26 protein-coding genes and 1 tRNA gene are annotated in these 26,367 nt (G+C 54.6%); 19 read left to right on the top strand and 8 right to left on the bottom strand.

Annotated elements, in window-relative coordinates; all coding sequences use genetic code 11:
• Positions 1–40: 40 nt before the first annotated feature.
• The gene (locus GOV87_RS12450; protein ID WP_171126194.1) at positions 41–427 is read right to left on the bottom strand and encodes a YciI family protein; all 387 of its coding nucleotides are present in this window, start codon (positions 425–427) and stop codon (positions 41–43) included.
• An 84-nt stretch (positions 428–511) separates the two neighbouring features.
• Between GOV87_RS12450 and GOV87_RS12445 the strand changes: the two genes are divergently transcribed.
• From GOV87_RS12445 to GOV87_RS12405, 9 genes are all read left to right on the top strand, one after another.
• The gene (locus GOV87_RS12445) at positions 512–1,396 is read left to right on the top strand and encodes a fumarylacetoacetate hydrolase family protein (RefSeq protein ID WP_171211991.1); all 885 of its coding nucleotides are present in this window, start codon (positions 512–514) and stop codon (positions 1,394–1,396) included.
• A complete protein-coding gene (locus GOV87_RS12440; RefSeq protein WP_171211990.1) occupies positions 1,393–2,058 on the top strand; it encodes a malonic semialdehyde reductase in 666 nt (221 codons plus the stop codon). The genes GOV87_RS12445 and GOV87_RS12440 overlap by 4 nt, the downstream gene beginning before the upstream one ends.
• A gap of 147 nt (positions 2,059–2,205) precedes the next feature.
• On the top strand, positions 2,206–3,279 hold the full coding sequence (locus GOV87_RS12435) for a C4-dicarboxylate TRAP transporter substrate-binding protein (protein ID WP_171211989.1): 1,074 nt from the start codon (positions 2,206–2,208) through the stop codon (positions 3,277–3,279).
• 30 nt (positions 3,280–3,309) lie between these two features.
• Positions 3,310–3,861 (top strand): TRAP transporter small permease subunit, encoded by a 552-nt coding sequence (locus GOV87_RS12430; protein ID WP_171211988.1) that lies wholly within the window; start codon positions 3,310–3,312, stop codon positions 3,859–3,861.
• A complete protein-coding gene (locus GOV87_RS12425; RefSeq protein WP_171211987.1) occupies positions 3,858–5,162 on the top strand; it encodes a TRAP transporter large permease in 1,305 nt (434 codons plus the stop codon). Before GOV87_RS12430 ends, GOV87_RS12425 begins: the two co-directional genes overlap by 4 nt.
• A gap of 10 nt (positions 5,163–5,172) precedes the next feature.
• Complete coding sequence (locus GOV87_RS12420; RefSeq protein ID WP_171126188.1) at positions 5,173–6,039, top strand: dioxygenase; 867 nt, start codon at positions 5,173–5,175, stop codon at positions 6,037–6,039.
• A 21-nt stretch (positions 6,040–6,060) separates the two neighbouring features.
• Positions 6,061–6,867: an amidohydrolase family protein gene (locus GOV87_RS12415; RefSeq protein ID WP_171211986.1), complete on the top strand. Its 807-nt coding sequence runs from the start codon at positions 6,061–6,063 to the stop codon at positions 6,865–6,867.
• Positions 6,864–7,241: a hypothetical protein gene (locus GOV87_RS12410; protein ID WP_171211985.1), complete on the top strand. Its 378-nt coding sequence runs from the start codon at positions 6,864–6,866 to the stop codon at positions 7,239–7,241. The genes GOV87_RS12415 and GOV87_RS12410 overlap by 4 nt, the downstream gene beginning before the upstream one ends.
• An 8-nt stretch (positions 7,242–7,249) precedes the next feature.
• A complete protein-coding gene (locus GOV87_RS12405; RefSeq protein WP_171211984.1) occupies positions 7,250–8,368 on the top strand; it encodes a cytochrome c peroxidase in 1,119 nt (372 codons plus the stop codon).
• On the opposite strand, the gene GOV87_RS12400 is transcribed toward GOV87_RS12405, so the two are convergent.
• Positions 8,355–9,518, bottom strand: coding sequence for an alanine--glyoxylate aminotransferase family protein (locus tag GOV87_RS12400; protein WP_171211983.1), 1,164 nt, complete (start codon positions 9,516–9,518; stop codon positions 8,355–8,357). The two genes, GOV87_RS12405 and GOV87_RS12400, sit on opposite strands and share 14 nt — an antisense overlap.
• A gap of 134 nt (positions 9,519–9,652) precedes the next feature.
• On the opposite strand from GOV87_RS12400, the gene GOV87_RS12395 reads away from it, so the two are divergent.
• Together GOV87_RS12395 and GOV87_RS12390 are read left to right on the top strand one after the other, a co-directional pair.
• A complete protein-coding gene (locus GOV87_RS12395; protein WP_171211982.1) occupies positions 9,653–12,529 on the top strand; it encodes an FAD-binding and (Fe-S)-binding domain-containing protein in 2,877 nt (958 codons plus the stop codon).
• A gap of 9 nt (positions 12,530–12,538) precedes the next feature.
• Positions 12,539–13,213: a GntR family transcriptional regulator gene (locus GOV87_RS12390; protein WP_171211981.1), complete on the top strand. Its 675-nt coding sequence runs from the start codon at positions 12,539–12,541 to the stop codon at positions 13,211–13,213.
• Between the two features lie 42 nt (positions 13,214–13,255).
• On the opposite strand, the gene GOV87_RS12385 is transcribed toward GOV87_RS12390, so the two are convergent.
• Genes GOV87_RS12385 through GOV87_RS12365 form a run of 5 tightly spaced genes read right to left on the bottom strand, consistent with a single transcriptional unit; the run spans position 13,256 to position 17,998 of the window.
• On the bottom strand, positions 13,256–14,332 hold the full coding sequence (locus tag GOV87_RS12385) for an Ldh family oxidoreductase (protein ID WP_171211980.1): 1,077 nt from the start codon (positions 14,330–14,332) through the stop codon (positions 13,256–13,258).
• Positions 14,322–15,194 carry an ABC transporter permease gene (locus GOV87_RS12380; protein WP_170383463.1) on the bottom strand — a complete coding sequence of 291 codons (873 nt, stop codon included), beginning with the start codon at positions 15,192–15,194 and terminating at the stop codon, positions 14,322–14,324. Before GOV87_RS12380 ends, GOV87_RS12385 begins: the two co-directional genes overlap by 11 nt.
• The gene (locus tag GOV87_RS12375) at positions 15,191–16,000 is read right to left on the bottom strand and encodes an ABC transporter ATP-binding protein (protein ID WP_170336353.1); all 810 of its coding nucleotides are present in this window, start codon (positions 15,998–16,000) and stop codon (positions 15,191–15,193) included. Before GOV87_RS12375 ends, GOV87_RS12380 begins: the two co-directional genes overlap by 4 nt.
• Positions 15,997–17,025, bottom strand: a complete 1,029-nt coding sequence (locus GOV87_RS12370) for an ABC transporter substrate-binding protein (protein WP_170383461.1) — start codon at positions 17,023–17,025, stop codon at positions 15,997–15,999. Before GOV87_RS12370 ends, GOV87_RS12375 begins: the two co-directional genes overlap by 4 nt.
• A gap of 58 nt (positions 17,026–17,083) precedes the next feature.
• A complete protein-coding gene (locus GOV87_RS12365; protein WP_281995639.1) occupies positions 17,084–17,998 on the bottom strand; it encodes a fumarylacetoacetate hydrolase family protein in 915 nt (304 codons plus the stop codon).
• Between the two features lie 141 nt (positions 17,999–18,139).
• Here GOV87_RS12365 and GOV87_RS12360 point away from each other — a divergent pair, with 141 nt between their 5' ends.
• From GOV87_RS12360 to GOV87_RS12345, 4 genes are all read left to right on the top strand, one after another.
• The gene (locus GOV87_RS12360; protein ID WP_171211979.1) at positions 18,140–18,820 is read left to right on the top strand and encodes a FadR/GntR family transcriptional regulator; all 681 of its coding nucleotides are present in this window, start codon (positions 18,140–18,142) and stop codon (positions 18,818–18,820) included.
• A 194-nt stretch (positions 18,821–19,014) separates the two neighbouring features.
• Positions 19,015–19,698, top strand: a complete 684-nt coding sequence (locus GOV87_RS12355; protein ID WP_170383457.1) for a fumarylacetoacetate hydrolase family protein — start codon at positions 19,015–19,017, stop codon at positions 19,696–19,698.
• A 60-nt stretch (positions 19,699–19,758) separates the two neighbouring features.
• A complete protein-coding gene (locus GOV87_RS12350; protein WP_171211978.1) occupies positions 19,759–21,294 on the top strand; it encodes an acyl--CoA ligase in 1,536 nt (511 codons plus the stop codon).
• Between the two features lie 4 nt (positions 21,295–21,298).
• A complete protein-coding gene (locus GOV87_RS12345; protein WP_171211977.1) occupies positions 21,299–22,276 on the top strand; it encodes a 2-dehydropantoate 2-reductase in 978 nt (325 codons plus the stop codon).
• A gap of 1,471 nt (positions 22,277–23,747) precedes the next feature.
• Here the strand turns inward: GOV87_RS12345 and GOV87_RS12340 are convergent.
• Positions 23,748–23,822, bottom strand: a tRNA-Thr gene (locus GOV87_RS12340).
• A gap of 83 nt (positions 23,823–23,905) precedes the next feature.
• Here GOV87_RS12340 and GOV87_RS12335 point away from each other — a divergent pair.
• The 4 genes from GOV87_RS12335 (at position 23,906) to GOV87_RS12320 (ending at position 26,359) form a co-directional block, all read left to right on the top strand.
• A complete protein-coding gene (locus GOV87_RS12335; protein ID WP_171211976.1) occupies positions 23,906–24,061 on the top strand; it encodes a hypothetical protein in 156 nt (51 codons plus the stop codon).
• A 6-nt stretch (positions 24,062–24,067) separates the two neighbouring features.
• The gene (murA, locus tag GOV87_RS12330) at positions 24,068–25,336 is read left to right on the top strand and encodes a UDP-N-acetylglucosamine 1-carboxyvinyltransferase (RefSeq protein WP_171211975.1); all 1,269 of its coding nucleotides are present in this window, start codon (positions 24,068–24,070) and stop codon (positions 25,334–25,336) included.
• Complete coding sequence (locus tag GOV87_RS12325; RefSeq protein WP_171126174.1) at positions 25,333–25,809, top strand: DUF2948 family protein; 477 nt, start codon at positions 25,333–25,335, stop codon at positions 25,807–25,809. Before murA ends, GOV87_RS12325 begins: the two co-directional genes overlap by 4 nt.
• A gap of 70 nt (positions 25,810–25,879) precedes the next feature.
• A complete protein-coding gene (locus tag GOV87_RS12320) occupies positions 25,880–26,359 on the top strand; it encodes a GNAT family N-acetyltransferase (protein ID WP_371813506.1) in 480 nt (159 codons plus the stop codon).
• The last annotated feature ends 8 nt before the right edge of the window (positions 26,360–26,367 follow it).

The raw sequence follows: 26,367 nt of genomic DNA, 5'->3' as shown, positions 1-26,367 counted from the left end.
CCGACTTTTCCTCTTTGAATGCGCAATCTTTGAAGTGCTTTTAACTGAGGGCGCTTGTTCCGGTCGATAGACCGACTGTCAGGTTCAGTGAGCCTTCGTTGATCATCCAGCGCCGAAGAACAAAACTGCGCGCCCCGCTTTTATGCATCGGGTCGTCCTCGGCTAGATTTCGAGCGGCCTCAAGGCTGTCGGCGCGGTAGATGATCAGGCCCATTCCCTGCATATGCTCACCGGTTTCATCCGACATTGGTCCGGCAAAAGCCAGCTGACCCGAACGTTCAAGCTGCGCCTGATATGCCAAGTGATCAGGAAGTGACGCCTTCACGTCTTCGGGCGCTTTGGCAGGCGTGCTGTGTGCAACGTAAAGCTCCAAAGCAAGTGCGCCGCGGCTCTGTGCTTCTGATTTGTAGTCTGCCCAGGCAACCATCTGCGCCCTCCAATAAAATCGATATTAATTGACATATGGCAAAATAATCGGCAAAAATCAAGCAAACTGATATGGATGATGAAAATGAAATACCTAGTGGGAGAGACTTTGGAAGGTACCGCGGTGTTTGCCGTGAACGGCGAGAAAGCAGTAAATTTAACGGCTTTGGACTCTGGTGTCGGCACAGATCTGATGGGGTTGATTGCCGATCCTGGTTTGAGCGACTCACTGGCCGATAAAATCTCAGCAGCGGTGCCTGTGCCAGTCTCGACTATCACGCCGGCATTGCCGGTGGCCGCCCCCGGCACCATTGTTTGCATGGGATTGAACTATACCGACCATATCAAAGAAGGTGGATACGACATTCCCGCGTACCCAACGCTATTCATGCGCGGAAAGAACTCAATCATGGCGGCTGGCAAACCCATGGTGCGACCGGCGGCCTCCGAGCATTTCGATTATGAAGCGGAATTGATGCTGATCGTTGGGAAACGCGGTCGCCATATCTCGGAAGAAAAGGCGCTGGATCATGTGTTTGGTTATACCGTTTTCAACGATGGTTCGGTGCGGGACTATCAGCGCAAAACGGTTCAGTGGACACCGGGTAAGAACTTTGACGACACGGGCGCAATTGGCCCCTTCACCGTGACTCAGGATGAGTTGCCCGAAGGCGCTTCGGGCCTCAAGATCGAAAGCCGCGTTGGCGATGAGGTTCTTCAAAGTTCGAATACCGCCAACATGATCTGGGGTGTCCGCCAGGTGATCGCGACAATTTCGGAATTCATGACTCTGGAACCGGGAGATCTGGTTGCATTGGGAACACCGCCGGGCGTGGGCCACGCCAAAAAACCCGACCCTCGCTGGTTGAAGCCAGGCGAAACCGTTGAAGTCGAGATCGAAGGTATCGGCGTCTGTTCCAGCCCGATCGTGGACGAAAAAGACAACAGGTCAAAGGTGGCAGCAGAATGAGCGCACCGACCGGGGCAGAGCTGGAGGCACTTCGCGCCAAGGCGCAGCAAGATCATCGCGAACTGCGCGCGCGCATTCCTCGTCTGTCGGATGACGCAATCGCCTTGATTCTGCGCGAGTCACGGTCGCACTATGCGTGGACAAACAAGCCGGTTTCCGACGAGTTGCTTGAAGAGGTTTACGACATCACGATCAGCGGCGCGACCAGTATGAATACACTGCCTGCGCGGTTCATTTTCGTGAAAAGTGCCGAGGGCAAAGAGCGGCTTGCCAAGTCTTTGAAGCCAAAGAACGTGCCAAAGATGATGGGCGCGCCAGTCACGGCTATAATTGCCCACGACATGGAGTTCTGGAAGGAACTGCCCTTCCTTTTCCCACACGAAGATCGTCGGCCGTTGTTCGAAAATAATCCCGATTACGTGGCCGATACGGCGTTTCGCAATGGTACGCTTCAGGGCGCCTACTTCATGATCGCGGCACGGGCCGTTGGGTTGGACGTTGGTGCCATGTCAGGCTTTTCGAACAAGATTGTCGACGAGGAGTTCTTTGCAGGAACCACCCTCAAATCGAACTTTCTGTGCAATCTAGGTTACGCCGATGAAACGGGTTTGTTTCACAAACTGCCGCGATTTCCGTTCGACAGGGTTTGTTCTTATGCATGAGGAAATGACGCAAGTGGGCGGCCAATCGGCCAAGTACTTTGCCGTCGCAATGCTGCGCAAATCCGTTGGTGTGGAAAGGACTGACTGCCGGGGTTCAAGGCGAACAAATAAAGGGCAACAAGATCAAACTTTCTGGGAGGAGAGATAATGAAAAACTGGACCAAGTGCAGTCTACTGGGTGTTGCCGTGGCAAGCACTATGGCACTGTCAGTCGCAGCGGAAGAGACCATTTCAGCTGTCGTAATTGATGGTTACCCAGACCGGGCCTTGTGGGTTAAAGAATTCACAAACTTCTTTATTCCTGAAGTGGATAAGCGGTTGGCCGAGTCCGGCAATTACAAGATGAACTGGCAGGAGAACTATGGCGGTTCTATTGTAAAACCCAAAGGTGTTCTGGAGGGCGTACAGTTGGGTTTGGGCGACATTGGCATCGTCACAACCATCTTCCATTCGTCCAAGCTGCCCAGCCAGGGGATCTCGGGCTCGACACCATTCGTCGCGTCGGATGCTCGCGCAGTGGCCAAGGCGGTCGACGAGATCGCGCGAGAATACCCGGCGATGCAGAATGAGTTCGCTGCGCAAAATCAGGTCTATCTGGCAACAGGCGTTGTGCTCGACACATATCAGATGTTCTGCTCAGAGCCGGTCGAGAAAGTTGCAGACCTTGAAGGACGCAAGATCGCGGGTGCTGGTTTGAACCTGCGCTATCTCGAGGGTATCAAGGACGCGGCTGGCGTTCGCGGTGGCCTTACAGATTTCTACAACATGGTCCAAACCGGCCTCGTCGATTGCGTAATGATTTGGCCGGAAGCTTCCAAGACGTTCAAAATCGTCGAAGTGGCCCCTTACATGTTGAAGGCAGACCTTGGTGCGGTGAATACAAAAACAGTCACCGTCAATGCCGACTACTGGGCGAGTCTGCCCGATGAGGTCAAAGAAGTACTACAGGCCGTGGCTATTGACTACCGTGACCATGTGGCAGGCATTGCGATGGACCGAGCCGCAGCGTCACGAGATGCCTTTGTAGAAGCTGGCGGATCGATCATTGAAATCTCGGATGAAGACCGCGCCGCGTGGGCAAATGCTATGCCCAATGTTGCGCAGGAATGGGCTGCAACGCTTAACGAAAACGGCGAACAGGGCACAGAGATGCTAGCCGCTTATCTGAGCAAGCTTCAGGGCGCCGGATTCACTGGTGTGCGCGACTGGACGGTCAAATAACCTTTCGGCGACCTGAGAAAGGGGCCTTACATGCTGAAGACTGCTGTTGCTGTCCTGTCGCGGGTCGCCAATTCGCTTGCTATCGCCGCCAACGCATTGGGTACGCTTGTCGTCCTAGCGTTGGTGGTCATTCTGAATGTTGACGTCATTGCGCGGGGCCTGTTTTCGGCCCCACTGCGCGGAACCTACGAGATGGTGCAATTCTCGGTCGTGATGATTGTGTTCCTGCAGCTGGCCGACGTTGTCAGAGTGGATCGATTGACGCGCTCAGATGGGTTTCTGAACCTGCTACACCATCGTCGCCCCGGTCTGACAGCCAACCTGAGGCGCATCATCAACGCCATTTCGGCAATCTTCATGGCCTTGATCGCCTATGTAACCTTCCCAGAATTTCTTCACATGTGGGAAACACAGGACTACTTCGGAGTGCCCGGTCTTTTCACATTGCCTTGGTGGCCGGTCAAACTGGTCATCGCTTGCGGTACTGCGCTTGCCTGCGTGATCTTCCTGCTCAAGGTCGTCACGGCGCAGGACCGCCCGCAACTTATTCGCACCCCAGAGCATGACGAGGCCGCAGAATGACGCCGATTGAGATTGGCCTGATCTCGGTCGTTGCCATAGTCTTTCTGATTTACGCGGGGGTCTATATTCCGATTGCTCTGGGCGTGGTCTCCTTCGTGTCGATCTGGCTGATGCGGGACAACTTCACGCTTGCGCTCAACCTGCTGAAGGTTGCGGTGGGCGACAGCGCGATGGAATACAGTTTCGCGACAATCCCGCTGTTTACCTTTATGGGCCTCATCGTTTCAAAAGCGGGACTAGGGAGGGATATTTACGAGGTCATGACCATGCGATTTCGCAAGGTCAAAGGCGGTATCGGAATGGCGACCGTCGGAGCAAATGCTGTGTTTGCGGCCGTTACCGGGTCGTCCATTGCGTCCGCATCAGTGTTCACCAAGGTCTCGGTCCCGCAGATGATGGCGCAGGCATATAATCCACGTTTTGCGGTTGGGGTTGTGGCCGGGTCGTCGGTTTTGGGGATGATTATTCCACCCTCGGCGATGCTGATCATCTATTCCTTTGTCGCCGAACAGTCCGTAGGGGACATGTTTCTGGCGGGAGTTATACCCGGTATCATGCTGGCAATAGCTTATGTGGGCGCGATCTGGTTGATGGGCCGCTTTACACCTGCATTTGTGGGCGGCCGGGTCGTCGAAGACACCGAATGGATGTCCTGGCGCGAGATCGCATCCAAGACCCTGCCCACATTGTTCATTATCACGGTAGTGCTCGGTGGCATTTACACAGGATGGCTAACCGCTGTCGAGGCGGGTGCCGCTGGGGCACTGGTTGCGCTCGTGATCGCAGTCGTACGCAAGTCCATGACACCAAGAGCGTTCTGGGACGCGTTGCTGGAAACCGGTCATATTACAGCGGCGATCTTGTTCCTGATTACGGCGGCTTCGATCTATAGTCGCATGCTGGGGCTGGCCGGGCTGCCCAATCAGTTGCAGGATTTGCTCGCGGGAAATTCCGCGTCCTTTTGGTCGATCATGCTGCTCTACGTTCTCTTGATGCTTTTTCTGGGAACTTTGCTCGATACAGCGTCCATCATTCTGATCGTCGTCCCGCTGTTCCTGCCCATGGCCGAAGCCCTGGACATGTCGTTGATTTGGTTTGGCATTATCACTGTGGTCGGCGCCGAAATCGGGCTTTTGACCCCGCCTTTGGGCATATCTTGCTTCGTCATCAAATCGACGATCAACGATGACCGAATATCGCTCAAGGATGTGTTCATGGGCGCACTTCCCTTTGCGTTCGTGATGCTGATCGTTCTGTTTATTCTGATCGAGTTCCCGATCCTCAGCCTTGCCCTGATTTAAGGAGGCACAGATGCGCTCTGTCACCAAAGATAATATCACCGACGTGTTCATGGGATACCTGTCCAAGGACACAGATCCGCGGATGCGCGAAATCATGGGGTCACTTGTCAAACACCTTCATGACTTCGCGCGCGAAACCAACCTGACGCATGACGAATGGCGCGCTGGGATTGCGTTTCTCGAGGGCTGTGCCGCTGTGGAAACCGAGGACCGGCACGAGTTTGTGCTGGCGTCGGACGTGCTGGGCCTGTCTTCTTTGGTGGACATGCTGCATTCAAGTCCAGACGCAACAAGTTCGTCGGTGTTGGGCCCGTTTCATGTATCCGGCGCACCTCCGCTGCCCATGGGTGGGGATATGAAACGACACTACGGCGGGTCGGTTCTGCTTGCTGAAGGCATCATTCGGGACACAGCGGGCAATCCCATCGCAGGAGCAGAACTCGACATCTGGCAAACGGCACCCAACGGCCTCTACGCCAGTCAGGATGAAGAACAGGACACCTACTCTTTCCACGGGCTGATGACAGTTGGTGACGATGGCAGATACGCGTTCACCACAGTAAAGCCAGTTGAATACACTGTGCCGTCTGACGGGCCAGTTGGCGATATTCTGCGTGCTTGCGGTCGCCATCCGTGGAGGCCCTCACACCTGCACTTTATCGTCAAAGCCCCCGGCTATCGCTCACTCGTGACCGAGATTTTTCCGGACGACGATCCCTATCTGGATCAGGATACGGTCTTTGGTGTTCGAGACGATCTGGTGATGACGTATGTTGAACGACCAGCTTCGGAATTTCCCGATGACATGGCACTTTCTGGTAGGATCACTGAACCTTACCTGCACGTGAATTTCGACGTCACGCTTGCTCGGGACTGAACGCTATGGAGGATGCTTGAAGTGCTAAAATACATATTCATTGTATATGCAGCGCTAGTCAGCGGAGTGGCCATCGCCGATGAGCGACCGATTTTCGATGCACATATTCACTACAGCCATGATGCCGTGAAACTGGTTCCGCCCGAACAAGTGGCCAAAATCCTGCGGGATGCAGGCGTGCGGAAAGCCCTGGTTTCCAGCTCGGACGATAGCGGAACGCAACTGCTTTTGGCTGCAGCGCCGGACATCGTTGTTCCGGCACTTCGTCCCTATCGTCGTCGCGGTGAGATCAACACCTGGATGCACGACGAAACAGTAATCGATTATCTGGAAGCAAATCTGTCGAAGAACGACTACGAAGCCATCGGCGAGTTTCACGCCTATGGGGACGATATCAAAACGCCGGTTATCCAGCGTATGATCGCACTGGCGAAGGAACGGAACTTAATTCTGCACCATCACGGTGATCGCGACGCGGTTGACCTGATCTTCGAAACCTGGCCGGAGGCTCGGGTACTGTGGGCACATTCTGGCTTTGACGATCCAGGAAAGGTTGTCGACGCTTTGAATGCGTATCCCCGGCTTTGGGCCGATCTGGCGTTCCGTTCCGACATGGTCTCGCGGGGCCGTGTCGATCCGGATTGGCAAGCTGCGTTCGAAGCGCATCCTGATCGGTTTATGGTCGGTACCGATACATTTGCGCCGGAGCGCTGGTATTACGTCGGCCCGCATGCAGAATTTTCACGCGAATGGCTGGATTTGCTTCCAGACCAGATAGCGGACAACATTGCCTATGCCAACGCAGAACGATTGCTGGCAACAAAATGATCCGCTGGCTCGTCTGGTTTCTTGTATCTTCCGGCGCTGCCGTCGCTTGTGAGGCGACCGGGCAACGGATGGGTTCTGAAATTCAGAACGCGCCTGCTGTGCATTTGACTGTCAACGAAATTCCTTTGGCTCAACCGTTTTCAATACTCCTCACTGTGTGCAGCGAAATTACCGTGATTGATATGCGCGTCGATGCAATCATGCCTGCTCACCAACACGGGATGAACTACCTTCCAGTCGTCACTGCAAAAGGCGACGGTGTGTTCCGTGTTGATGATATGCTGTTTCACATGCCGGGAATGTGGGAGCTTCAAGTGGACGTCGAATACAAAGGGCAATCGGTATCCTACACCTTTGACATTGCGCTGAAATGAAGTTGTGGGTGACAGCTGCGCTAGTCTTACTGACGAGTTCGGTGCGTGCAGAAGTCCTATTGTCAGAAGACGAAATCCAACAAACGCTGTCCTTTGGGCCGTGGCCACCATCATTCCAACCTGATCCAAGCAACAGGGTTTCAAACGATCCCCGAGCGATTGCGCTGGGCGCAGCGCTTTTCGACCATCCGGTGTTGTCGATTGATGGTGCATTTGCCTGTGCAAGTTGTCACGACCCCGAGCAGGCACTCACCAACTCCGAGGCACGAACATTCGGTCGCGTGATTTTGGATCGGAATACGCCATCACTGCGAAATCTGGCAGGTCTGCGATGGTACGGGTGGGGCGGAAAGAGCGATAATCTGTGGGCTGCCAGCTTGCATCCGATCATTGAAGAACAAGAGATGGCGCACAGCAAAGAAAGCCTAATGAGAGCCATTTCCGAGAGTACGCACATTGAAGATTTTGAGGTCATTTTTGGCGATGTTCAAAGCCAAGACACAGAGCAGGTCTTGGTAAACATTGCCAAAGCCCTATCAGCTTACCTGGAAACGCTGGTAACCGAGCGGACACAATTTGACGATTTTCGCGACGCGTTGGAGCGCAGCGATCTGGCAGAGGCTGCGAACTACCCCGAAGCTGCCCAGCGAGGGCTTCAGCTCTTCTTGGGGCGCGGGAATTGCGCGTTCTGCCATAATGGCCCGAGATTTTCCAACAACGAATTCCACGACGCGGGCGTGCCATATTTTCTGAGTGAAACCGAAGTCGACGATGGCCGGTTCGGAGGGCTGAACTTCTTGCTCTCCAGCCCTTACACATTGGACGGAGACTGGACTGACGATCCGGAAAAGCAAGGCGCGTGGGCGGTCCGAAATGTACGAAGGAGCCATTCCGATTTTGGAACCTTTCGTACGCCCAGCCTTCGAGGTGTAGCCGAAACCGCCCCCTATATGCATGACGGCAGCCTGGATGATCTGGACGCCGTGGTCCGACACTATAACGAAATTGATATAGAAAGGCTTCACGCCGATGGCGAAGCCATACTCTCTGAACTGAATTTATCCGAGCAGGAGATTGCAGACCTGGTTGAGTTTTTGGAGACTCTGTCCGGCGTTACGCGGCCTTGAGATACTCCAATGCAGCCTGAGTACCGCCTGTAGTGTGCGGCACGCCGCTTTTGGCGAGTCCCATTTCTACGCCTGAGAGTGTGCCCATCAACATCAGGTCGTTGAAATCGCCTAAGTGACCTATTCGGAATACCTTGTCGGCTACTTTGGATAGACCATTTCCGAGTGAGATATCATAGTGCTCCAGCGCCGTCGCACGAAAGGCATCAGCAGAATGTCCCTCAGGCACTTTGACAGCGGTCAGTACGCCTGACTCCTGACCTTGGCGGGCACACAATACCTCAAGTCCCCATGCTTGCACGGCAGCTCGAGTCGCGGCTCCGTGGCGGGCATGACGAGCGAATACGTTCTCCAGCCCCTCCTCGTGCAACATATCGATGGCCTCATTCAATCCATAGATAAGATTGGTGCCAGGGGTATAAGGGAAGAACCCTTTCTGGTTCGGCTCGACCATATCCTGCCAATTCCAATAGCTGCGTGGCATGGTCACAGATTTTGAATGTTCCAGAGCACGATCGCTCACAGCGTTGAAGCTGAGACCCGGCGGTAGCATCATCCCTTTTTGCGAACCGGAGACACAGACATCTACGCCCCATTCGTCGAACCTAAGATCGATTGATGCAAGGCCAGAGATTGAATCAACCAAAAGAAGGGCAGGGTGTTTCGCCGTGTCTATTGCCCTGCGCACTTCCTCAATAGGCGAGACTGACCCGGTAGAAGTTTCATTGTGGACGACGCATACCGCCTTGATCTCGTGCTGACTGTCCGCGCGCAAGCGGTCTTCTATCTGATTGGGGTCCGCACCGCCACGCCAATCCCCTTCAATCAACTCTGGCTGTAACCCAATTTTTTCAGCCAAGTTGCACCACATGAATGCGAAATGTCCCGTTTCGTACATGAGAACATTTCCGCCCGGCGACACTGTATTCACAAGCGCAGCTTCCCACGCGCCTGTACCGGATGAAGGATAGATAAAGACGTTTTGTTCTGTCTTGAAAATTGTTTTCATCCCAGAGAGGGCTTTGTGGCCTACTTCTGCAAAATCTGGCCCCCGGTGATCGATGGTCTGCATGCTTATGGCCTTCAGGATGCGTTCCGGCACGGCACTTGGCCCTGGGATTTGCAAAAAATGTCTGCCCGCCTGGCGCATCTGAACTGATCCTTCCGCTGGCGCCGAAACAGTGGCGCAATTACCTATTGGCAAAAGTTAATTATGAATTCATTATTCAGTCAACGGTGAAGTGAAGCTTCTAATTGGCTAGTTGGGAAGGGAAGGCGAACCCGATGCTTGAGAATGGATCGTTGCATCGCCGACTGATGTCTGACGTCCAAGGCGAGGTGATGGCTGACTCGGCATCACGCGCACGATACTCGACTGACGCTTCGATCTATCAGAGGATGCCGGACGCCGTGGTCATTCCCCGAAACAAAGAGGACGTGCAGGCCGTGATGTCTGTAGCGCGCGACGAAGGATGCTCCGTTCTTCCGCGCGGCGGCGGCACATCGCAATGTGGGCAAACGGTCAATCAAAGCGTTGTCTTAGACAACACCAAGCACTTGAATCGTATTCTTGACGTGGACGTTGAGAACCGTGTCGCGCGTGTTCAGCCCGGCGTTGTTCTGGATCAGTTGAACCAGTCACTAAAGCAATATGGCTTATGGTTTCCCGTAGACCCCTCGACCGCGTCGCGTTGCACGCTTGGAGGAATGGCTGCCAACAACTCTTCTGGTGGAAAATCCCTGCGCTACGGGATCATGCGCGATAACGTCCGTGCAATTAGTGCAATCCTCAGCGATGGTATGGAAGCACGGTTCAGCGCCGATACGACGGCATCTGGCGATTATGCCGATCTTGTTGGGGACATGCGTGCTCTGGGGCGTCGCGAGGCTGCGGAAATTGACGCCCGGTTTCCCAATCTCCAGCGTCGTGTGGGCGGGTATAACATCGATGCGCTTGTCGGCAACGACGTCAACATGTCTCATTTGCTGGTGGGGTCAGAAGGCACTCTGGCCTATTTCGCTGAATTGGAACTGAACCTTGCTCACTTGCCGGGCGAGAAAGTTGTCGGCGTGTGTCATTTCCCGACGTTCCGTGCTGCGATGGAAGCAACACAGCACCTCGTGACGCTCAAGCCGCAGGCGGTAGAATTGATCGACGACACCATGATTGCGTTGGGGAGAGATATCCCATTATTCCGCAGTACGATTGAGGCGTTTGTAGAAGGCAGCCCGGAAGCGTTGTTGTTAGTGGAATTTGCTGAGGGTAGCGCTGACGCCAATGCTGCAAAGCTTGTCGAGCTATCGCAACTGATGGGAGATCTCGGGTTTGATTTCAGTGGGACTGAAAACCGTTGGGGCGGGGTTGTATCAGTTACTGATACCAAACTGCAAAACTCGATCGCCGAATACCGAAAATCCGGGTTGAACGTTATGATGTCGATGAAGGAGGCCGGCAAGCCGATCTCTTTTGTGGAAGATTGCGCCGTCCCGTTGCCTGATCTCGCCGATTATACCGCTGGCCTGACCGAAATTTTTACCCGGCACGGCACAAAAGGGACATGGTACGCGCATGCCTCAGTCGGGTGTCTCCATGTTCGTCCTGTCCTGAACATGCGGCAGGACAAAGACGTCCGGACAATGAGGGCGATTGCCGAAGAGACCTTTGATCTAGTCAAGAGATACAAAGGGTCTCATTCAGGCGAACACGGTGATGGGATCGTGCGATCAGAGTTTCATGAAAAGATGTTCGGCCCTCGTATCGTTTCCGCGTTTGAACAGGTTAAGGCCCGGTTTGACCCTGCCGGGCTAATGAACCCCGGCAAAATCGTGCACGCGCCTGCCATGGATGATCGCCGCCTATTCCGCTACAGCCCGGACTACTCAGTTCCTGAATTCGAAACGGCGCTGGACTGGTCCGCTTGGCCGGGTGCCGGAGGAGGATTTCAGGGTGCCGTCGAGATGTGCAACAACAACGGTGCGTGTCGCAAGCTCAAGGGCGGAGTAATGTGTCCTTCCTTTCGTGCGACGAGAAACGAGCGTGATGCCACACGTGGGCGGGCAAACACGTTGCGTTTTGCCATCAGCGGGCAGTTGCCGGGTGGTTTAACTTCAGACGCAATGCAGGACACGATGGAATACTGCGTGTCTTGCAAGGCTTGTGCGCGTGAATGCCCGACTGGCGTCGATATGGCCCGCATGAAGATCGAAGTACTTTCAGCAAAGCGCAAAAAAGACGGGCTGACATTGGCTGATAAATTAATAGCTTATCTGCCGAGATATGCGCCAAAAGCTGCAAAAGTCGCGTGGTTATTGAATGCTCGGAACAAAATTGGGCCCTTGCGTACGCTGTTGGAGAAACCAACTGGAATTTCGGCGCGACGTGACCTGCCAGTGTGGTCCTCCGACCCGTTCCGGGATGTCGAGGCCCAAGACATAGATCCGCAGGTGCTTCTGTTTGCCGATGTGTTCAACCGATATTTCGAGCCAGACAATCTGCGCGCCGCTGTCCGGGTTCTGCGTGCGCTAGGGCTTCGGGTTGCCATAGCAAGAGATGACCAAACAGGAAGGCCGCTGGATTGCGGGCGCACTCTTTTGGCTGAGGGTTGCGTGGAAGAGGCGCGTCACGAGGCACAGCGTGTGATTGACGCGACGCGAGAAGCAGCTGCACAGGGCATACCGGTAGTCGGTCTCGAACCTTCTTCTATCCTCACATTCCGGGACGAATATTTGGCTCTTTGTCCGGGGCGGGATGCGGAGTTGCTATCCAAGGCCTCTCATACCTTTGAGGAGTTTCTGGCCAAAAAGCCGGATCTGCCTCTCAAATCGGTAGATCGCCCCATTTATGTGCATGGTCATTGCCACCAGAAAGCACACGATGCCGTTACACCGATGCTCAACTTACTTAAGCGTATTCCCGCATCACAGGTTCACATGATCGAAAGCAGTTGTTGTGGTATGGCCGGGGCGTTTGGATACGCGCCCGGTACTATTGATGTCTCGATCAAGATGGCAGAGCTCGACCTGTTTCCAGCTTTAGACGCGGCGCCTGCGGATGCAATTGTTGTGGCGGATGGAACATCATGCCGCCACCAAATCGCCGAAGGTACGCAGCGCCAAGCGATGCACGTCGCGCGCCTGCTGGATATGGTCCTTGAATATTAGGATGTGGATATGAACCTGACGGACAGCATTAATCGCCCGACCCTACATGAAGAGTTGGTCGAACGCTTGCGCAATCTTGTCGTCGAAGACGTTTTGAAGCCGGGTGAGAAAGTGCCCGAGAAACAGCTTTGCGACTCATTGGGTGTTTCCCGGACACCATTGCGAGAGGCCCTAAAGGTTCTTGCATCCGAAGGCTTTGTGGTGCTTCAAGCCAACCGGGGTGCCCGTGTCGCGAGTGTTACGAGGGAAGAATTGGAAAACACGTTTCCAGTGCTCGCAGCGCTTGAGCAACTGGCGGGGGAACTAGCGTGTCAGCAAATGGACGTTGCGGAAATTCAACGGATTGAAAGTAGCCACAAGGATATGCTGAGCGCGTACGAAGCGCGTGATCGACAGGCGTACTTTAAAGCCAATCAAGACATCCATCAGGCACTTATAAAGGGCGCGCGAAACGACATACTGGAAAACCACCACAAGCTTTTGGCCGCGCGGGTCCGCCGTGCACGTTTTTTGGCCAACTTGTCGGACGAGCGTTGGGCACAGGCAATAGACGAACATGTAACCATGATGGAGTTGCTCAAGGCCCGAGATGCAGATGGGCTTGGTAAGGCAATGAAACTTCACATGATGAACAAACTTTCGGCGCTTGTAAAAGCGCTGAAGCCAGAAGTGACGCCTCGCTAAACCCTGGTCAAAAGTGCAGTCCGGCTTCCCTCAGATATGCCGCTAGTCAGTGTTAACATCAGGAAACGGGGGAGGCAGTCCACAGTTCAGGGCGAGATTGTTAAGGTCTCGGCAAAGAGCGGGGTTGAGGCTTACACCGTCTTTGCGACGGGCCTCAGCTGCAGCCGTTTTTCCGTCTCCGGGCAGGCGTACCGGGTCATGACCGGGCAGGGGGGTGGATGCGCGCATTTCAGAGAAGACGCGGGCTGCATTCGAAGCAAAGTCTTTTTCCATTCCAAAGGCCGCCGGATCAAGCGCCATTACGAATTGCCCTGTGTTTGTGGGTGAGGTTGTGTCTGATGTGAAGTTGACTACGTCAGAGCCGAAGGCAGCGCCGTTCAAGACTCCGGCCATCAACCCTATGGCCACGGAAAGGCCGAAACCCTTCGGACCTCCGATCGGCAAAAGAAACCCTTCTGATTTGCGGGCAGGGTCCGTTAACGGATTGCCATCACGCCCAACCATCCAACCTTCGGGCATAGGTTCGCCTTGCTGCAACAGGGTCTTGATCTTACCCATCGCGGCAACTGTCGTCGCCATATCAAACACAAACGGGTCGGGGCCATCGGCAGGTGCAGAGAAAGCGATAGGATTGGTGCCAAGAAGCAAGTCGCTTCCGCCATAGGGCGGAACGTGGTTAGCACTGCCCACCGCTGCGGCCATGCCAAGCATTCCAGCTTCGGCTTGTGGGCGCACATAAAGTGCCAAAGGTCCAGCATGATTGCCGCGCCGAACACCGACCCATCCGATACCTGCCTCTTTCGCCTTTTCTATCGCAAGATCTCGCGCCGCCGACATAGCCAAATGCCCAAGGCCGTCATCGCCGTCAATCAACGCGGTCGCGACAGACTGATGTATGACGGTAACGTTTGGTTTGGCGTTGCACCCGCCTCCGGCCAATCGGGCAAGATACTGGCGCAAGCGAAAGACTCCATGGGTGCCATATCCGAATATGTCGGCCTCAACCATCGTCGAGGCCACCTGATCTGCATCCGCTTTTGGAACACCTCGAGTTTCGAGCGCGCTCGCCACAAATTCACGCAAGGTCTGGCAGTTTATTTTCACTGGCTCAGAAGTCATCTCTGCCAACCTGCTCTTTGTGCCAGAACACCAGTTTTCGCTGTGTCCAAACCACCGTCGCAAATACAGCGAGACCAACGAGACTTAGGTACAGGATCAAGGAGAACACGCGCGGAGTATTGAGCTGCGATGCCGCAACACGGATCAACTCACCAAATCCCTTACCGCCCCCCAGGAACTCTCCTGTGATCGCGCCTGCCATAACACCAACTGCTCCGATTTTGAGGCCGGTGAATATCTGCGGCAGACCGGTTGGCAGCTTCATCTTGATCAATGTCTGCATCCGGCTGGCGCCCATCGTCTTGAACAACATGCGCGCGTTTTCGTCGGCGGCGTGAAGTCCGGCCGCAGTCCCAACCACGATTGGAAACGTCGCGATAAAGGCCGCAAGTGCCACCTTGGATTCAATGCCGAAACCCAACCAAGCCACAAAAAGAGGAGCGAACGCGACTTTCGGCATCGTATCGATAGAAACCAAATAGGGCATTACTGCCTTCTCGCCAAAGGCTGTTTCGCCAACCAAAACACCCAGCGAAAATCCGATCGCGATTGCCAGCGCAAAACCATAGATTACCTCTTTGATGGTAATCCACAGTGCCCCAAGCATGTAGCCGCCGGTCAAAAGGTTTTGCCCCACGAAGATCATATCTTTGAGGGTCTCCATCGGCGTCGGTAGAATGATCGGAGAGACCAGCCTAAGGCTGGTCACAATTTGCCAAGTTCCGACAAAAACCACGAAGACAAAGGTCATCGCCAGCCAGCGAGGAACCGAGTCGATAAAGTGAACCTTCTGCTCCCATACAGTGTCTTCTGAGGGGGCAGCGTCTTTTACGGAAGGTGAGTAATTCTGAACTTCGCTCACATTTCTTCTCCCTTATCAAGGAGGCTGCGAATGTAGTCAACGATAGCGCCGAATTTGGGTGTCGTCATCATGTCGAGTGTTCGTGGGCGTGGCAGGTCGACCTCAACGATTTCAGCAATCCTGCCTGGGCGCGGTTTCAAGACGACGATTTCGTCAGACAAAATAACAGCTTCCTGAATTGAGTGCGTCACAAGAAAAGCAGTCGCATCCTGTTCCCTGCAAATCCGCTGCAATTCCATGTTCATCATGTCGCGTGACAACTCGTCGAGCGCGCTGAACGGTTCGTCCATCAATAGCACGGCTGGTTCCGTGATCAGCATTCGGCAGATCGAAGCGCGTTGTGCCATACCGCCTGACAATTCGTTCGGATATACGTTTTCGAACCCTTGCAAACCTACGATGTCCAAAAGTTCATGCGCCTTGGCCATAGCTTGCTTGGCCGCCGCTTTTCCATCGCGGATCTCAATTGGCAAGACGATGTTTTCCACCGCTGTTTTCCAGGGGAAAAGCGTCGCTTGCTGAAACATCATACCGATGTCCCGGCGGGTCCCAGTGACTGGTTGCCCCTGAAGGATTACACGCCCTTTGGTGGGCGGGATCAGACCCGCCATGATCTTTAGTAGAGTTGACTTGCCGCACCCGCTGGACCCGATGACAGATGTGAAGCTTCCTTTCCGAAGCGTCAGATTGATGTCCTCGAGAGCGACAACAAGATTGCGTGCATAGGTCTTGCTTACATGGGTCAACTCATAGACCGGCGTGCCCAAAGGCGCGCCGGAAAACTCATGTGTGACTACAGCGTTCATTTGCTGACAGCCGCGTTGCCAATGGCAGCAAACTCGTTGGTCCAAGCAGCGCTCAGGTCATCCAGCGGCCCTGGGATTTCGCCCCCTGCAACAAGTGCGTCTTGCCATTCCTGCCAAACTTCGGCGGGGTACCATCCCAGGCCATTGCTCGGATCCGCCGCGATAGTTTTCGAGCGTACGGCATCGAACAGTGCTGACTGGAACTCCTTGTCCTCGCCTTCCTGCGGGTTGCCATCCGCCAAATGCTTCAAAACAGCTTCACGGTTGGCATCATCCAGTGCAAATGCATGACCACGTGCGAACGCGCGGCTCCAAGCTTCGACCAATTCACGGTCGTTGGCGATTGTGTCAGCCATTGTGGCGATGCCGTTACCGAAGAAACGCCCGAACTCCGCAGGCGTGATGTCACGCACCGCCATTCCGCGCTGGTTCAGAATTGCCGTATCAGCCGTCGAAGCAGAGTAAGCGTCGATTTCGCCGTTTAGGAAAGCCGCGGTCGCCGGGCCACCGTCGCCGACGGTAAGGAAGGTAAAGTCTTCACCCTCTTTCATGCCTGCTCCGGTCATCACGTTACGTGCAAAGCCGACTTCTGCGCCATCGGCCGTACCTGTTCCGATAACTTTACCTCGAAGCTCTTCAACACTTTGGATGTCAGAGTCTTCTGGCACGGCTATGCCAAAGTTGCTGCGTGCCGCAACGTTGTAGATGTGTACGGCATCTACATCCCGCGACCGTGCGGCAATTAAGGGGCCAGGACCGGGGCGACCGAAGTGAGCCTGTCCGGCGGACAATGCTTGAAGCACGGCTCCTGAGCCGTTGATCGCCTCGACGGTCACATCCAACCCTTCATCAGCGAAATAACCTTCGCCGATGGCGACAAAAACCGGAAATGAATTGATTGCCGAAGGGCTTGGCTGCACGAAGGTAATTTTACGCAAGTCCTGCGCAAAGCCCTGTGTTCCTAGTGCTCCTGCTACCGGAACCGCCGAAAGCAAGGACGCTGTGAAAGTCCTTCTGTTCATCATTTTAGTCTTCCTCCCTTGCATGGTTGGCAACCCGCAGATTCAGCTATGCAGGAGCCACTTAAACGACGCGCACGGTATTCCTGAGCGTGCCGATTTCTGAAATTTCACAAACCACAGTGTCCCCGTCTTTCAGGAACTGTGGTGGGTCCATGGCGTATCCGACACCAGACGGTGTGCCGGTCGCGATTACGTCGCCAGGTTCCAGGGTCATACCTTCTGAAAGGGATGCGATCAGCGTTGGAATGTCGAAAATCATGTCCGACGTCGATCCGTTTTGGCGCTGTTCGCCGTTGACTGTTAATCCGATTGATAGAGCGTGCGGATCACTGATTGTATCAGCGGTCACTATGAAGGGGCCCAATGGGCAAGACCCATCTAAACCTTTGCCTTTGAAATACTGCCCACCATGTCGGCGTTGAATGTCGCGTGCGGTGATGTCATTGAGGATCGTATAGCCGTATACATGGTCGTATGCGTCAGCCTTGGCTATGTTTCGCCCCGGTTTTCCAATCACAACTGCCAGTTCAACTTCATAGTCAATGGCATGTGAGACCGAGGGGAATATCAGAATGTCTGCCTCTGGCGCCACAATCGATGTCGGCGGTTTTGTGAAGAAGACCGGATGCTCTGTTACGCCAATTTTTTGGTTTTGGGCACGTTCGCCCTCGGCGATGTGTTCAGCATAATTGCGCCCGACACAGAAAACGTTCTTACGCGGGGAAGGAATTGGTGCCAGAAACGGCGCGTCATCCGGGACCAGTGCGTCGTTTAGATTACCCGTTTCGGCCGATGAAACGAGGGTTTTCAAAACGCCGAGCGTTTCTTTTCCGCCTGCGATCAGATGCTGCATTGAACCTGCGTCCAGCGCTTCGCCAAGCACTTGCGCTGCGCGCAAAACGTCCAACTTGCCGCCATCGTTTAGTATTGCCACGCAAACGGCGTGGCCCTCTACGGAAACAGTTGCTAACCGCACTCGGCACTCCTCCCTCGTGCTTGTGTCAAGACGTGGTCACGGATCCTGTCCGGCGACTCGTTTCTTGCTTTCCTCTTGCCCTTGAGTTTTTTCCGACTTGGCGTTTCAATCAATCAACCAATCGCCAAATTGGGTGGAGATATGAGTGCACCAACCGAACTCGCGCACCGTGTACGCGACCTGATTAACAATGCCGGATACAGGCATAACGACAGGCTCCCACCTGAACGTGAGCTGTGTTCAAAACTTGGGACCACTCGCAATCAGTTGCGAAGAGCGTTGGCAGAGCTTGAGGCCCAGGGGCTGATCTGGCGTCATGTGGGGCGGGGAACATTTGTTGGTTCCAGGCCGGTTCTCAACCTCACCGATGTAACTTATTTGGGCAACCAAATTAAACCTGAGCAGGTTGTATCTGTTAGATTTACTATCGAGCCGCAGCTTAGCGGCCTCGCAGCGCTCCATTCCACACGTTCCGATCGTGAGCAAATGAGGCTATGCGCGGACAAATGTCGTACCGCAGAGGATTGGCGCACGTACGAAGCTTGGGACAATAATTTGCATTACGCTATAGCCCGCTCCACTCGTAACCAGCTCTTTTTATACTTCTTTGAGACTTTGAATTCGGTTCGAAGATCGATTGTTTGGGGGCAGCCACGCGAAACTTTAAAGCCCGCAGAAAACTATTCCAGCTTTAGCGAACATGATGTGATCGTGTCTGCCATAGCAAAGGGCGACTGTGAGCTTGCGGCCAGTGCCATGGTGGATCACCTGAAATCGGTTTATTCGCGGGTGCTGCCTACGAGCATCCAGTCCGACAGCTGAAGTAGCGCTGGCGCCCAACCAATTCGGGAAATGGTCGGGGCAGATTGTAGCCGTTGGTCTTGCAAAACAGCCTGAATTTTGGCGATGACTTGGTAAGCCGCCGCGCCCGTTTGAATGTGGCGTGGCATCGATCGGAAGGTATCTGACCGTTCGGAAATCCGATCTTTGGCAGTCAAGCGTTCAGGAGGAAAGCGATGTCCGATCATGTAATTCCCGCGCCGCAGGTGCATGTCATACCCGTATCGGGGGGCGGCACGTTCCCGGTCCGGCGTGTCTACTGCATTGGGCGAAACTACGCGGCGCATGCAATTGAAATGGGCCATGACCCGAACCGGGAACCTCCATTTTTCTTTCAAAAGAACCCAAACAATTTGGACCCTTCAGGGGAATTCCCGTACCCTCCGCACAGTTCCGACGTGCACCACGAAGCAGAAATGCTTGTTGCGCTCAAGTCCGGCGGCACGAATATCTCGGTGGACGATGCATTGGATCATGTCTTTGGGTACGGCCTTTCGCTTGATATGACCCGTCGCGACCTGCAAGGGCAGATGAAAAAGATGGGCCGCCCGTGGGAAATTGGGAAAGCGTTTGAGCGCTCGGCGCCATGCGGACCAATTCACAAGGCATCAGAGGTCGGGCATCTCGACAGAGGTCCGATTACTCTGACGGTGAATGGTGAAGTTCGGCAAGAAGGCGACTTGAACCAAATGATTTGGAAAGTCCCCGAGATGATCTCGTATCTGAGCGACTACTTCGAGCTTGCGGCCGGGGACGTTATCCTTTCAGGGACACCTTCTGGTGTTGGTCCCGTCAACCGAGGGGATGTTATGGTCTTGGCCGTCGACAAGCTGGGCAGCCTGAACGTACGCGTGACTTAGAACCTGCTGCGACGACCTAACATTGCGAAAGAAACCGATGCTTGTGTAAACGGATAACAGATGCCCCATTTAGTCGCTGAATTGATTGCACACCATGCAGACACGGCAAATGCCATTGGCGCCCCTGGCCAGCCTTGGTTAAGCTACCTTGGTTTGCGCGAGCATTGCGCGAAGGTCAAAGAGGATCTGCATCAGATCGGAATAGGGCGCGGCGACAGGGTGGCAATTGTGTTGCCTAACGGACCAGAGATGGCGACGGCATTCATATCCGTCGCCCAAGTGGCGACGACGGCGCCTTTAAACCCTTCTTATACTTTCGAAGAATATGTATTCTATCTCAAAGACTTGAAAGCCAAGGCTCTTGTAGTAAGCGAAAACGAAAGTGGCCCAGCCGTGCAAGCGGCGACTGAACTGGGTGTGGCCGTCTTGCGGATTTCTAGCGATAGTTCTCGTCCAGCTGGACAGTTTTCCGTTTTGGCCTGTGACCCAATTGGAGTGGCTGATACATCAGCGCCGGGTGAAGATGACGTCGCCCTGATACTCCATACATCAGGAACAACGTCGCGCCCCAAGATCGTTCCTTTGACGCAGGCCAATATCTACTCGTCGGCACGGAACGTGGCTTCGTCTTTGAAGCTGACAATCGATGATCGTTGTCTAAGCATCATGCCGCTGTTCCATATCCATGGGTTGATCGCAGCAGTCGCGGCTTCTTTAGGCGCCGGATCGCAAATTAGCTGCGCCCCTGGGTTCAACGCTCTTAGCTTTTTTTCACAGGTCGCTGAGGTTGATCCGACATGGTACACGGCGGTTCCGACAATGCACCAAGCTATTCTCGCCCGAGCCGCCCGAAACCAATCAGTCATTGAGCAATCGCGCTTGCGTTTCTTGCGGTCGTCTTCCGCGTCGTTGCCCGCGCCGGTCATGGAAGAGTTGGTGGCGACATTCAATGCGCCTGTCATCGAGGCCTACGGTATGACTGAGGCCACGCATCAAATGTGTTGCAACCCGCTTCCTCCACAAAAGCAAAAGCCCGGATACGTCGGAGTAGCAGCGGGCCCTGAAGTCAGAATTGCAGACGAAACGGAAAATGTATTGATCGCTTCGCGGGATGTCGGAGAAATCGTTATCAGCGGTCCGAACGTGACCCCTGGGTATGAGAGCAACCCGCAGGCAAATGCAGACAATTTCTTTGAAGCGGATGGAAAACTCTGGTTTCGCACCGGTGATCAAGGGTCGTTCGACGAAGAGGATTATCTGCTACTGACTGGACGCCTTAAGGAGCTTATCAATCGCGGTGGAGAAAAAATCAGTCCACTTGAAGTTGACGCCGTGCTTCTAAACCATCCGGACGTTGCTCAGGCAGTTTGTTTTGCCGTTCCCCACGAGAAACTGGGCGAAGACATAGCGGCGGCGGTGGTGCTCTCAGAAGGAGCGACGATTGCAGGTCAGGACGTCCGGGATTTTGTTGGCGCACGGCTCGCAAAATTCAAGGTGCCGACTTCAGTGGTTATTCTCGGAGAGATACCAAAAGGTGCGACTGGTAAGATACAAAGGATTGGGCTGGCCGCTAAATTGGGACTGGCAAAGGCTTAGACACATGAAAGTTTGCATCTTTGGTGCCGGAGCTATCGGAGGTTACGTTGCTGCGAAGCTCGCGCAGACTGACGTGGACGTCAGTGTCGTTGCACGTGGCCCACATCTGGCTGCAATGCAAGAAAAAGGGCTGACTCTCCATGAGGATGGGCAGGACCCGATCAACGTGCCAATACGCGCCTCGGACAATGCCGCCGATCTCGGCCCCCAAGACTATGTCTTTGTGACACTGAAAGCGCATTCCGTTCCAGCAGTTGTGGACTCGATCCAGCCACTGATTGGGGATGAAACGACAATAGTGAGCGGAGTGAACGGGGTACCCTGGTGGTATTTCCACAAGCTGGGCGGTCCCTTCGAGGGGACGAGATTGTCATCTGTAGACCCGGGAGACGCGCAATGGAACGGTTTCGGACCGGATCGTGTGCTTGGCTGTGTTGTTTATCCGGCCGCGGAAGTCATTGCTCCGGGATCGATCAAGCATGTCGAAGGCAATCGTTTTTCTTTGGGTGAGCCCGATGGCACTAAATCAGACCGTGCCTCCAATCTTTCGGCTGCATTGTCCACCGCCGGGTTACGCGCGCCCGTAAGACCAAGAATACGGGACGAAATTTGGCTGAAGCTATGGGGCAACTTGTCGTTCAACCCGATTTCCGCACTTACCCACTCAACACTTGATGTCTTGTGTACTGATGAAGGTTCACGCTCCGTGGCACGTGGAATGATGCTAGAGGCTCAGGAAATCGGTGAAAAACTGGGGGTTAGGTTCCCGATTGATGTCGAAAAGCGCATTGACGGAGGAGCGGCTGTCGGAGCACACAAGACCTCGATGTGGCAGGATTTGGAGCTGAACCGACCTATGGAAATTGATGCCTTGGTCACTTCAGTACAGGAATTGGGGCAACTGACCGGGATCGCAACACCCACAATCGACACTGTTGCATCACTGATAAAACTGAGGGCAAAGGTCGCGGGTCTTTACTAAGATTCTGCTGGCGATCATCTGAAGAGATCAGTTCTGGGCGGGCGGGGAGCTGAATAGCGATCCGGCGCTACAAAACGCAGATCTTTCAAGCGTCTTGTCAGAAGAACTTTGCTTGGGCGGGGCAGGAGTTTTGCTTGCTTTTGCCTATGCCTAGACCTGCCTCTTTCAAATTCTTAAAACCAATCTCGAGATCATCCACCTTTCGGTGATGCTGTACATCCGTTTTGTCCGCATTGTGTGAGTTCAGCCAGCCGATGAATTTGCGCTTGCAGCGAATGGCAGGTTCGGCGGGCCGCGTCACAGCACCAGTTGCCGACGGTCAATGGCCGGTTAGGGCCATTGGAACTTCCGGATGAATACAAGGTTGGAAAAAACGCACCGGTTTCAGTAGCAATCAGTGATCGTTAAAACCGAAATGATTTGAGTTTTTGTAATGAAATCAATGTGCGGTTTCTACGAACGCGACGCGAACGTACTTCCATCAAGACATAGACAAAGAACAAGAAAAAGAAATTGATAAAGAGCACCCCATCCGCTTGTGTTACGCAAATCACGGTCGCTGTGTTTGCTGCACAATGCCGAAAAACGAAGGCGCGGGTTAGCGAACCTGACGATGGTCGGGGCAGATCTATCGCTGACGCACGAAGGACGCTTAATCAGAAAGCGGCAACCAGATTGTTTTGCCGGTCCTTCTGTCTCGCCCAGCTTCGCGTTCCTTTTGTCCGTCGCGGATCCGGGTGCGGGGATTTTCAATCGGGTCTAGGCTGTTCAGATAGGGTGTCAGGCAATAGAAATCTTGCGGAAGCTTACGCGATGGTTTCCAGGTGATCATCGCCCACATCCGCTTCAACATTTTAGCATCTGAACGTTTGTATTAGCTGGGTTTTTCACCTGAATAGCATTGCATGGATTGGGTTGTAGCGACCAGCGATTTCTCTGGGAATTGGGTATTCACCGAAAAACCTCATCACCTTATTGTGACCTTTAGTTGTAATGTGCCAGCTGCCTACTTTTTTGCTGCAGCCAACGCTCCTTATGCCCGCAACCCGACCCCTTTGTTGTGCAACTCGATCACTGTAGCGACTCAAGTGATTAATCGGTGTGGGAGAAATTGTAGCGGTTAAAGTGAAGCTCTGATTTTGGATGCTCAATATAGCACCACCTACATTTTTTCAGAATGCTTAGGTTTCGGACGAAAGTGAGAATTAAAGAAAAGTCCTTTAGCTTGAGGTATCGAACCCCGAGAATCAGCTTACTTTTCTGTCAGTTAAGGCCTGCCAATTCTGAGGTGGAAGTGTCGCAAGGCTTCGAGAAAACCAATTTCGTATACCACAGTTGGCACTCGCGCCGATTTTTCGGATAGCAAACAAGGAAGTTGAGAATGGTATTTTCAAAAGGTGGGCCAAGGAGTGGGCTTTAAATAGAATCAAAAACACAACGCATTGATAATTAGATGAATTTTTTGGGGATATGGTGCTGCTGGAGAGAATTGAACTCTCGACCTCTCCCTTACCAAGGGAGTGCTCTACCTCTGAGCTACAGCAGCGCTGTGGGCGGGTGATTAGACTCAAACGAAACGGTGCGCAAGGGTGTCTGGACGGTTTTTTTCGCCTCCTGTAGAGAAAGACTATGGCAGATAGAAATACACCTAAAAAACACGGTAAACCCGGTGACGCACGCGAGGAACGGCTGAAGGCCGCGCTTAAGGCTAATATGGCGCGGCGCAAGGCGCAGGCCAAGGCGCGTGCGACATCTGGGGACAAGGCCGGCAATGACGAGGGATAAGAGCAGATGGATTCGATTCTGGTGACGGGCAACGGGCCGCTGAACGGTCAGATACCGATTGCGGGGGCCAAGAATGCCTGCCTGACCCTGATGCCCGCCACGTTGTTAAGCGATGAACCGCTGACGCTGACAAATGCGCCGCGCCTGAGCGACATCAAGACCATGACCGCACTGTTGCAATCGCTGGGCGCCGAGGTGTCGGCGCTGCAGGACGGGCAGGTGCTGGCAATGTCCAGTCATGACCTGACGAACCATACGGCCGATTATGAGATCGTGCGCAAGATGCGGGCCTCGAACCTGGTGCTGGGCCCGCTGCTTGCGCGGTTTGGTGAGGCTGTGGTCTCGCTTCCCGGCGGTTGCGCGATCGGTGCGCGACCAATGGACCTGCACGTCGAAGGGCTTGAGGCGCTGGGCGCCGAGATCGAGTTGAAAGACGGTTATCTACATGCCAAGGCTTCAGGTGGGCTGAAGGGCGCTGTGCATGAGATGCGTTTTGCATCCGTCGGTGCGACCGAAAACATTGTGATGGCAGCGACATTGGCCAAGGGCACCACGGTTCTGAAAAACGCAGCGCGCGAACCCGAGATTGTCGATCTGGTGGAATGCCTGCGCAAGATGGGCGCGCAGATCGCCGGTGAGGGCACGTCGACCATCGAAATTCAGGGCGTCGACCGTTTGCACGGCGCGACCCATCAGGTTGTGACCGACCGGATTGAACTGGGCACCTATATGCTGGCTCCGGCCATGTGCGGAGGTGAGGTCGAATTGCTGGGTGGCCGTATGTCTCTGGTCGAAAGCTTCGCGGCGAAACTGGATGCCGCAGGTGTGAATGTCACCGAAACCGATAAGGGTCTGAAAGTCGCGCGCAAGAACGGTCGCGTCAGCGCAGTTGATGTGGTCACCGAACCATTCCCGGGTTTTCCGACGGACCTGCAGGCGCAGATGATGGCGTTGATGTGTACGGCCGAGGGAACGTCTGTTCTTGAGGAACGCATTTTTGAGAACCGGTTCATGCACGCACCCGAACTGGTGCGTATGGGGGCCGACATCGAAGTGCATGGCGGCACGGCCACCGTGACAGGGGTCGAGCGGTTAAAGGGCGCGCCCGTCATGGCGACGGATTTGCGTGCGTCGGTATCGCTGATTTTGGCGGGATTGGCGGCAGAAGGTGAAACGACGGTCAGCCGGGTCTATCATCTGGATCGCGGATATGAACATGTGGTGCGCAAGCTCGAAGGCGTGGGTGCCAAGATTGAACGGATCAAGAACCAATGACTGATGCAAGTTTCCACGACGGTCGCGAGGCCCCTCTGAACCTGGGCGCGCAGGACCCTGACGACCTACGGGTGATCTCGACACTCACTCAGGACGCGGTGTTTCCGATCACCGAGATGACGTGGCGCCCGTCGCAACGTCGTTTTGGCCTGCTGCTCAATCGTTTTCGGTGGGAAGACAAGGAGGCTGCTGCCCTTCGCGATCGGCCATTCGAGCGTGTGCAGTCGGTGTTGGTCTTTGACTCGGTCCTTTCGGTTGCCAGCCAGGGTATCGACCGCAGCGACAAGGACATGGTCATGTCCCTGTTGTCGGTCGATTTCGAGGCCGCAGAGGATGGTGCAGGTCAGGTCTTGCTAACCTTGGCCGGAGATGGCGCAATTCGCCTGACGGTCGAGGCGCTGGACGCCACCCTGAAGGACGTCACCCGACCGTATCAGGCTCCATCCGGGCAGGCCCCGCACCATCCGGAATAAGCGCGGCATAGCGCAGGCGTTCTCTGGGCCATCCACGGGTCTGGAGCTGCGTCGCGCGACCGTGTTTGACGTGTTTCAGATTAGCCGGGTTCTGACCCGGTCGATCACCTATCTTTGCGCTGGTGACCACCATAAAGACGCCGCTCTGCTGGCGGCGTGGACGGGTAGCAAGGATCCTCAGACCATAAGGCGATGGATACAGTCGGGGGCGACCTTATGGCTGGCCGAGGTAGATGGCGTCGTCGCTGGTGTCGGTGGGGTGCGCCACGGGGCGGAACTCTCGCTGCTTTACGTCGACCCCGCCTATGTGCGGCGCGGGATCGGGTTGGCATTGCTGGTCCGATTGGAGCATGAGTTAGCCGGGCAGGGATGCACGACGGCGCATCTGAATGCCACGACAACTGCCCGCGCGTTCTATCGTCGCTATGGGTGGTTAGATGTAGGCGCGCCGACAAACTGGCTTGGTATGCCGCATTATCCGATGCGCAAATCGCTGCACCCTGCTGCTGAAGGGTTGAGGCCAGCCCATCCGGGCGATATGTCCCGGTGAAACGCCCC

The organism is Ruegeria sp. HKCCA5426, assembly GCF_013034585.1.
Classification (GTDB): domain Bacteria; phylum Pseudomonadota; class Alphaproteobacteria; order Rhodobacterales; family Rhodobacteraceae; genus Ruegeria.
This window is presented reverse-complemented; position numbering and strand designations above follow the sequence as displayed.

What these genes read in the sequence shown, in the direction of transcription:
- GOV87_RS12450 (WP_171126194.1), bottom strand. Translation starts at nt 427, where the DNA reads ATGGTTGCCTGGGCAGACTACAAATCAGAAGCACAGAGCCGCGGCGCA.
- GOV87_RS12445 (WP_171211991.1), top strand. Translation starts at nt 512, where the DNA reads ATGAAATACCTAGTGGGAGAGACTTTGGAAGGTACCGCGGTGTTTGCC.
- GOV87_RS12440 (WP_171211990.1), top strand. Translation starts at nt 1,393, where the DNA reads ATGAGCGCACCGACCGGGGCAGAGCTGGAGGCACTTCGCGCCAAGGCG.
- GOV87_RS12435 (WP_171211989.1), top strand. Translation starts at nt 2,206, where the DNA reads ATGAAAAACTGGACCAAGTGCAGTCTACTGGGTGTTGCCGTGGCAAGC.
- GOV87_RS12430 (WP_171211988.1), top strand. Translation starts at nt 3,310, where the DNA reads ATGCTGAAGACTGCTGTTGCTGTCCTGTCGCGGGTCGCCAATTCGCTT.
- GOV87_RS12425 (WP_171211987.1), top strand. Translation starts at nt 3,858, where the DNA reads ATGACGCCGATTGAGATTGGCCTGATCTCGGTCGTTGCCATAGTCTTT.
- GOV87_RS12420 (WP_171126188.1), top strand. Translation starts at nt 5,173, where the DNA reads ATGCGCTCTGTCACCAAAGATAATATCACCGACGTGTTCATGGGATAC.
- GOV87_RS12410 (WP_171211985.1), top strand. Translation starts at nt 6,864, where the DNA reads ATGATCCGCTGGCTCGTCTGGTTTCTTGTATCTTCCGGCGCTGCCGTC.
- GOV87_RS12400 (WP_171211983.1), bottom strand. Translation starts at nt 9,518, where the DNA reads ATGCGCCAGGCGGGCAGACATTTTTTGCAAATCCCAGGGCCAAGTGCC.
- GOV87_RS12395 (WP_171211982.1), top strand. Translation starts at nt 9,653, where the DNA reads ATGCTTGAGAATGGATCGTTGCATCGCCGACTGATGTCTGACGTCCAA.
- GOV87_RS12390 (WP_171211981.1), top strand. Translation starts at nt 12,539, where the DNA reads ATGAACCTGACGGACAGCATTAATCGCCCGACCCTACATGAAGAGTTG.
- GOV87_RS12385 (WP_171211980.1), bottom strand. Translation starts at nt 14,332, where the DNA reads ATGACTTCTGAGCCAGTGAAAATAAACTGCCAGACCTTGCGTGAATTT.
- GOV87_RS12375 (WP_170336353.1), bottom strand. Translation starts at nt 16,000, where the DNA reads ATGAACGCTGTAGTCACACATGAGTTTTCCGGCGCGCCTTTGGGCACG.
- GOV87_RS12370 (WP_170383461.1), bottom strand. Translation starts at nt 17,025, where the DNA reads ATGATGAACAGAAGGACTTTCACAGCGTCCTTGCTTTCGGCGGTTCCG.
- GOV87_RS12360 (WP_171211979.1), top strand. Translation starts at nt 18,140, where the DNA reads ATGAGTGCACCAACCGAACTCGCGCACCGTGTACGCGACCTGATTAAC.
- GOV87_RS12355 (WP_170383457.1), top strand. Translation starts at nt 19,015, where the DNA reads ATGTCCGATCATGTAATTCCCGCGCCGCAGGTGCATGTCATACCCGTA.
- GOV87_RS12350 (WP_171211978.1), top strand. Translation starts at nt 19,759, where the DNA reads ATGCCCCATTTAGTCGCTGAATTGATTGCACACCATGCAGACACGGCA.
- GOV87_RS12345 (WP_171211977.1), top strand. Translation starts at nt 21,299, where the DNA reads ATGAAAGTTTGCATCTTTGGTGCCGGAGCTATCGGAGGTTACGTTGCT.
- GOV87_RS12335 (WP_171211976.1), top strand. Translation starts at nt 23,906, where the DNA reads ATGGCAGATAGAAATACACCTAAAAAACACGGTAAACCCGGTGACGCA.
- murA (WP_171211975.1), top strand. Translation starts at nt 24,068, where the DNA reads ATGGATTCGATTCTGGTGACGGGCAACGGGCCGCTGAACGGTCAGATA.
- GOV87_RS12325 (WP_171126174.1), top strand. Translation starts at nt 25,333, where the DNA reads ATGACTGATGCAAGTTTCCACGACGGTCGCGAGGCCCCTCTGAACCTG.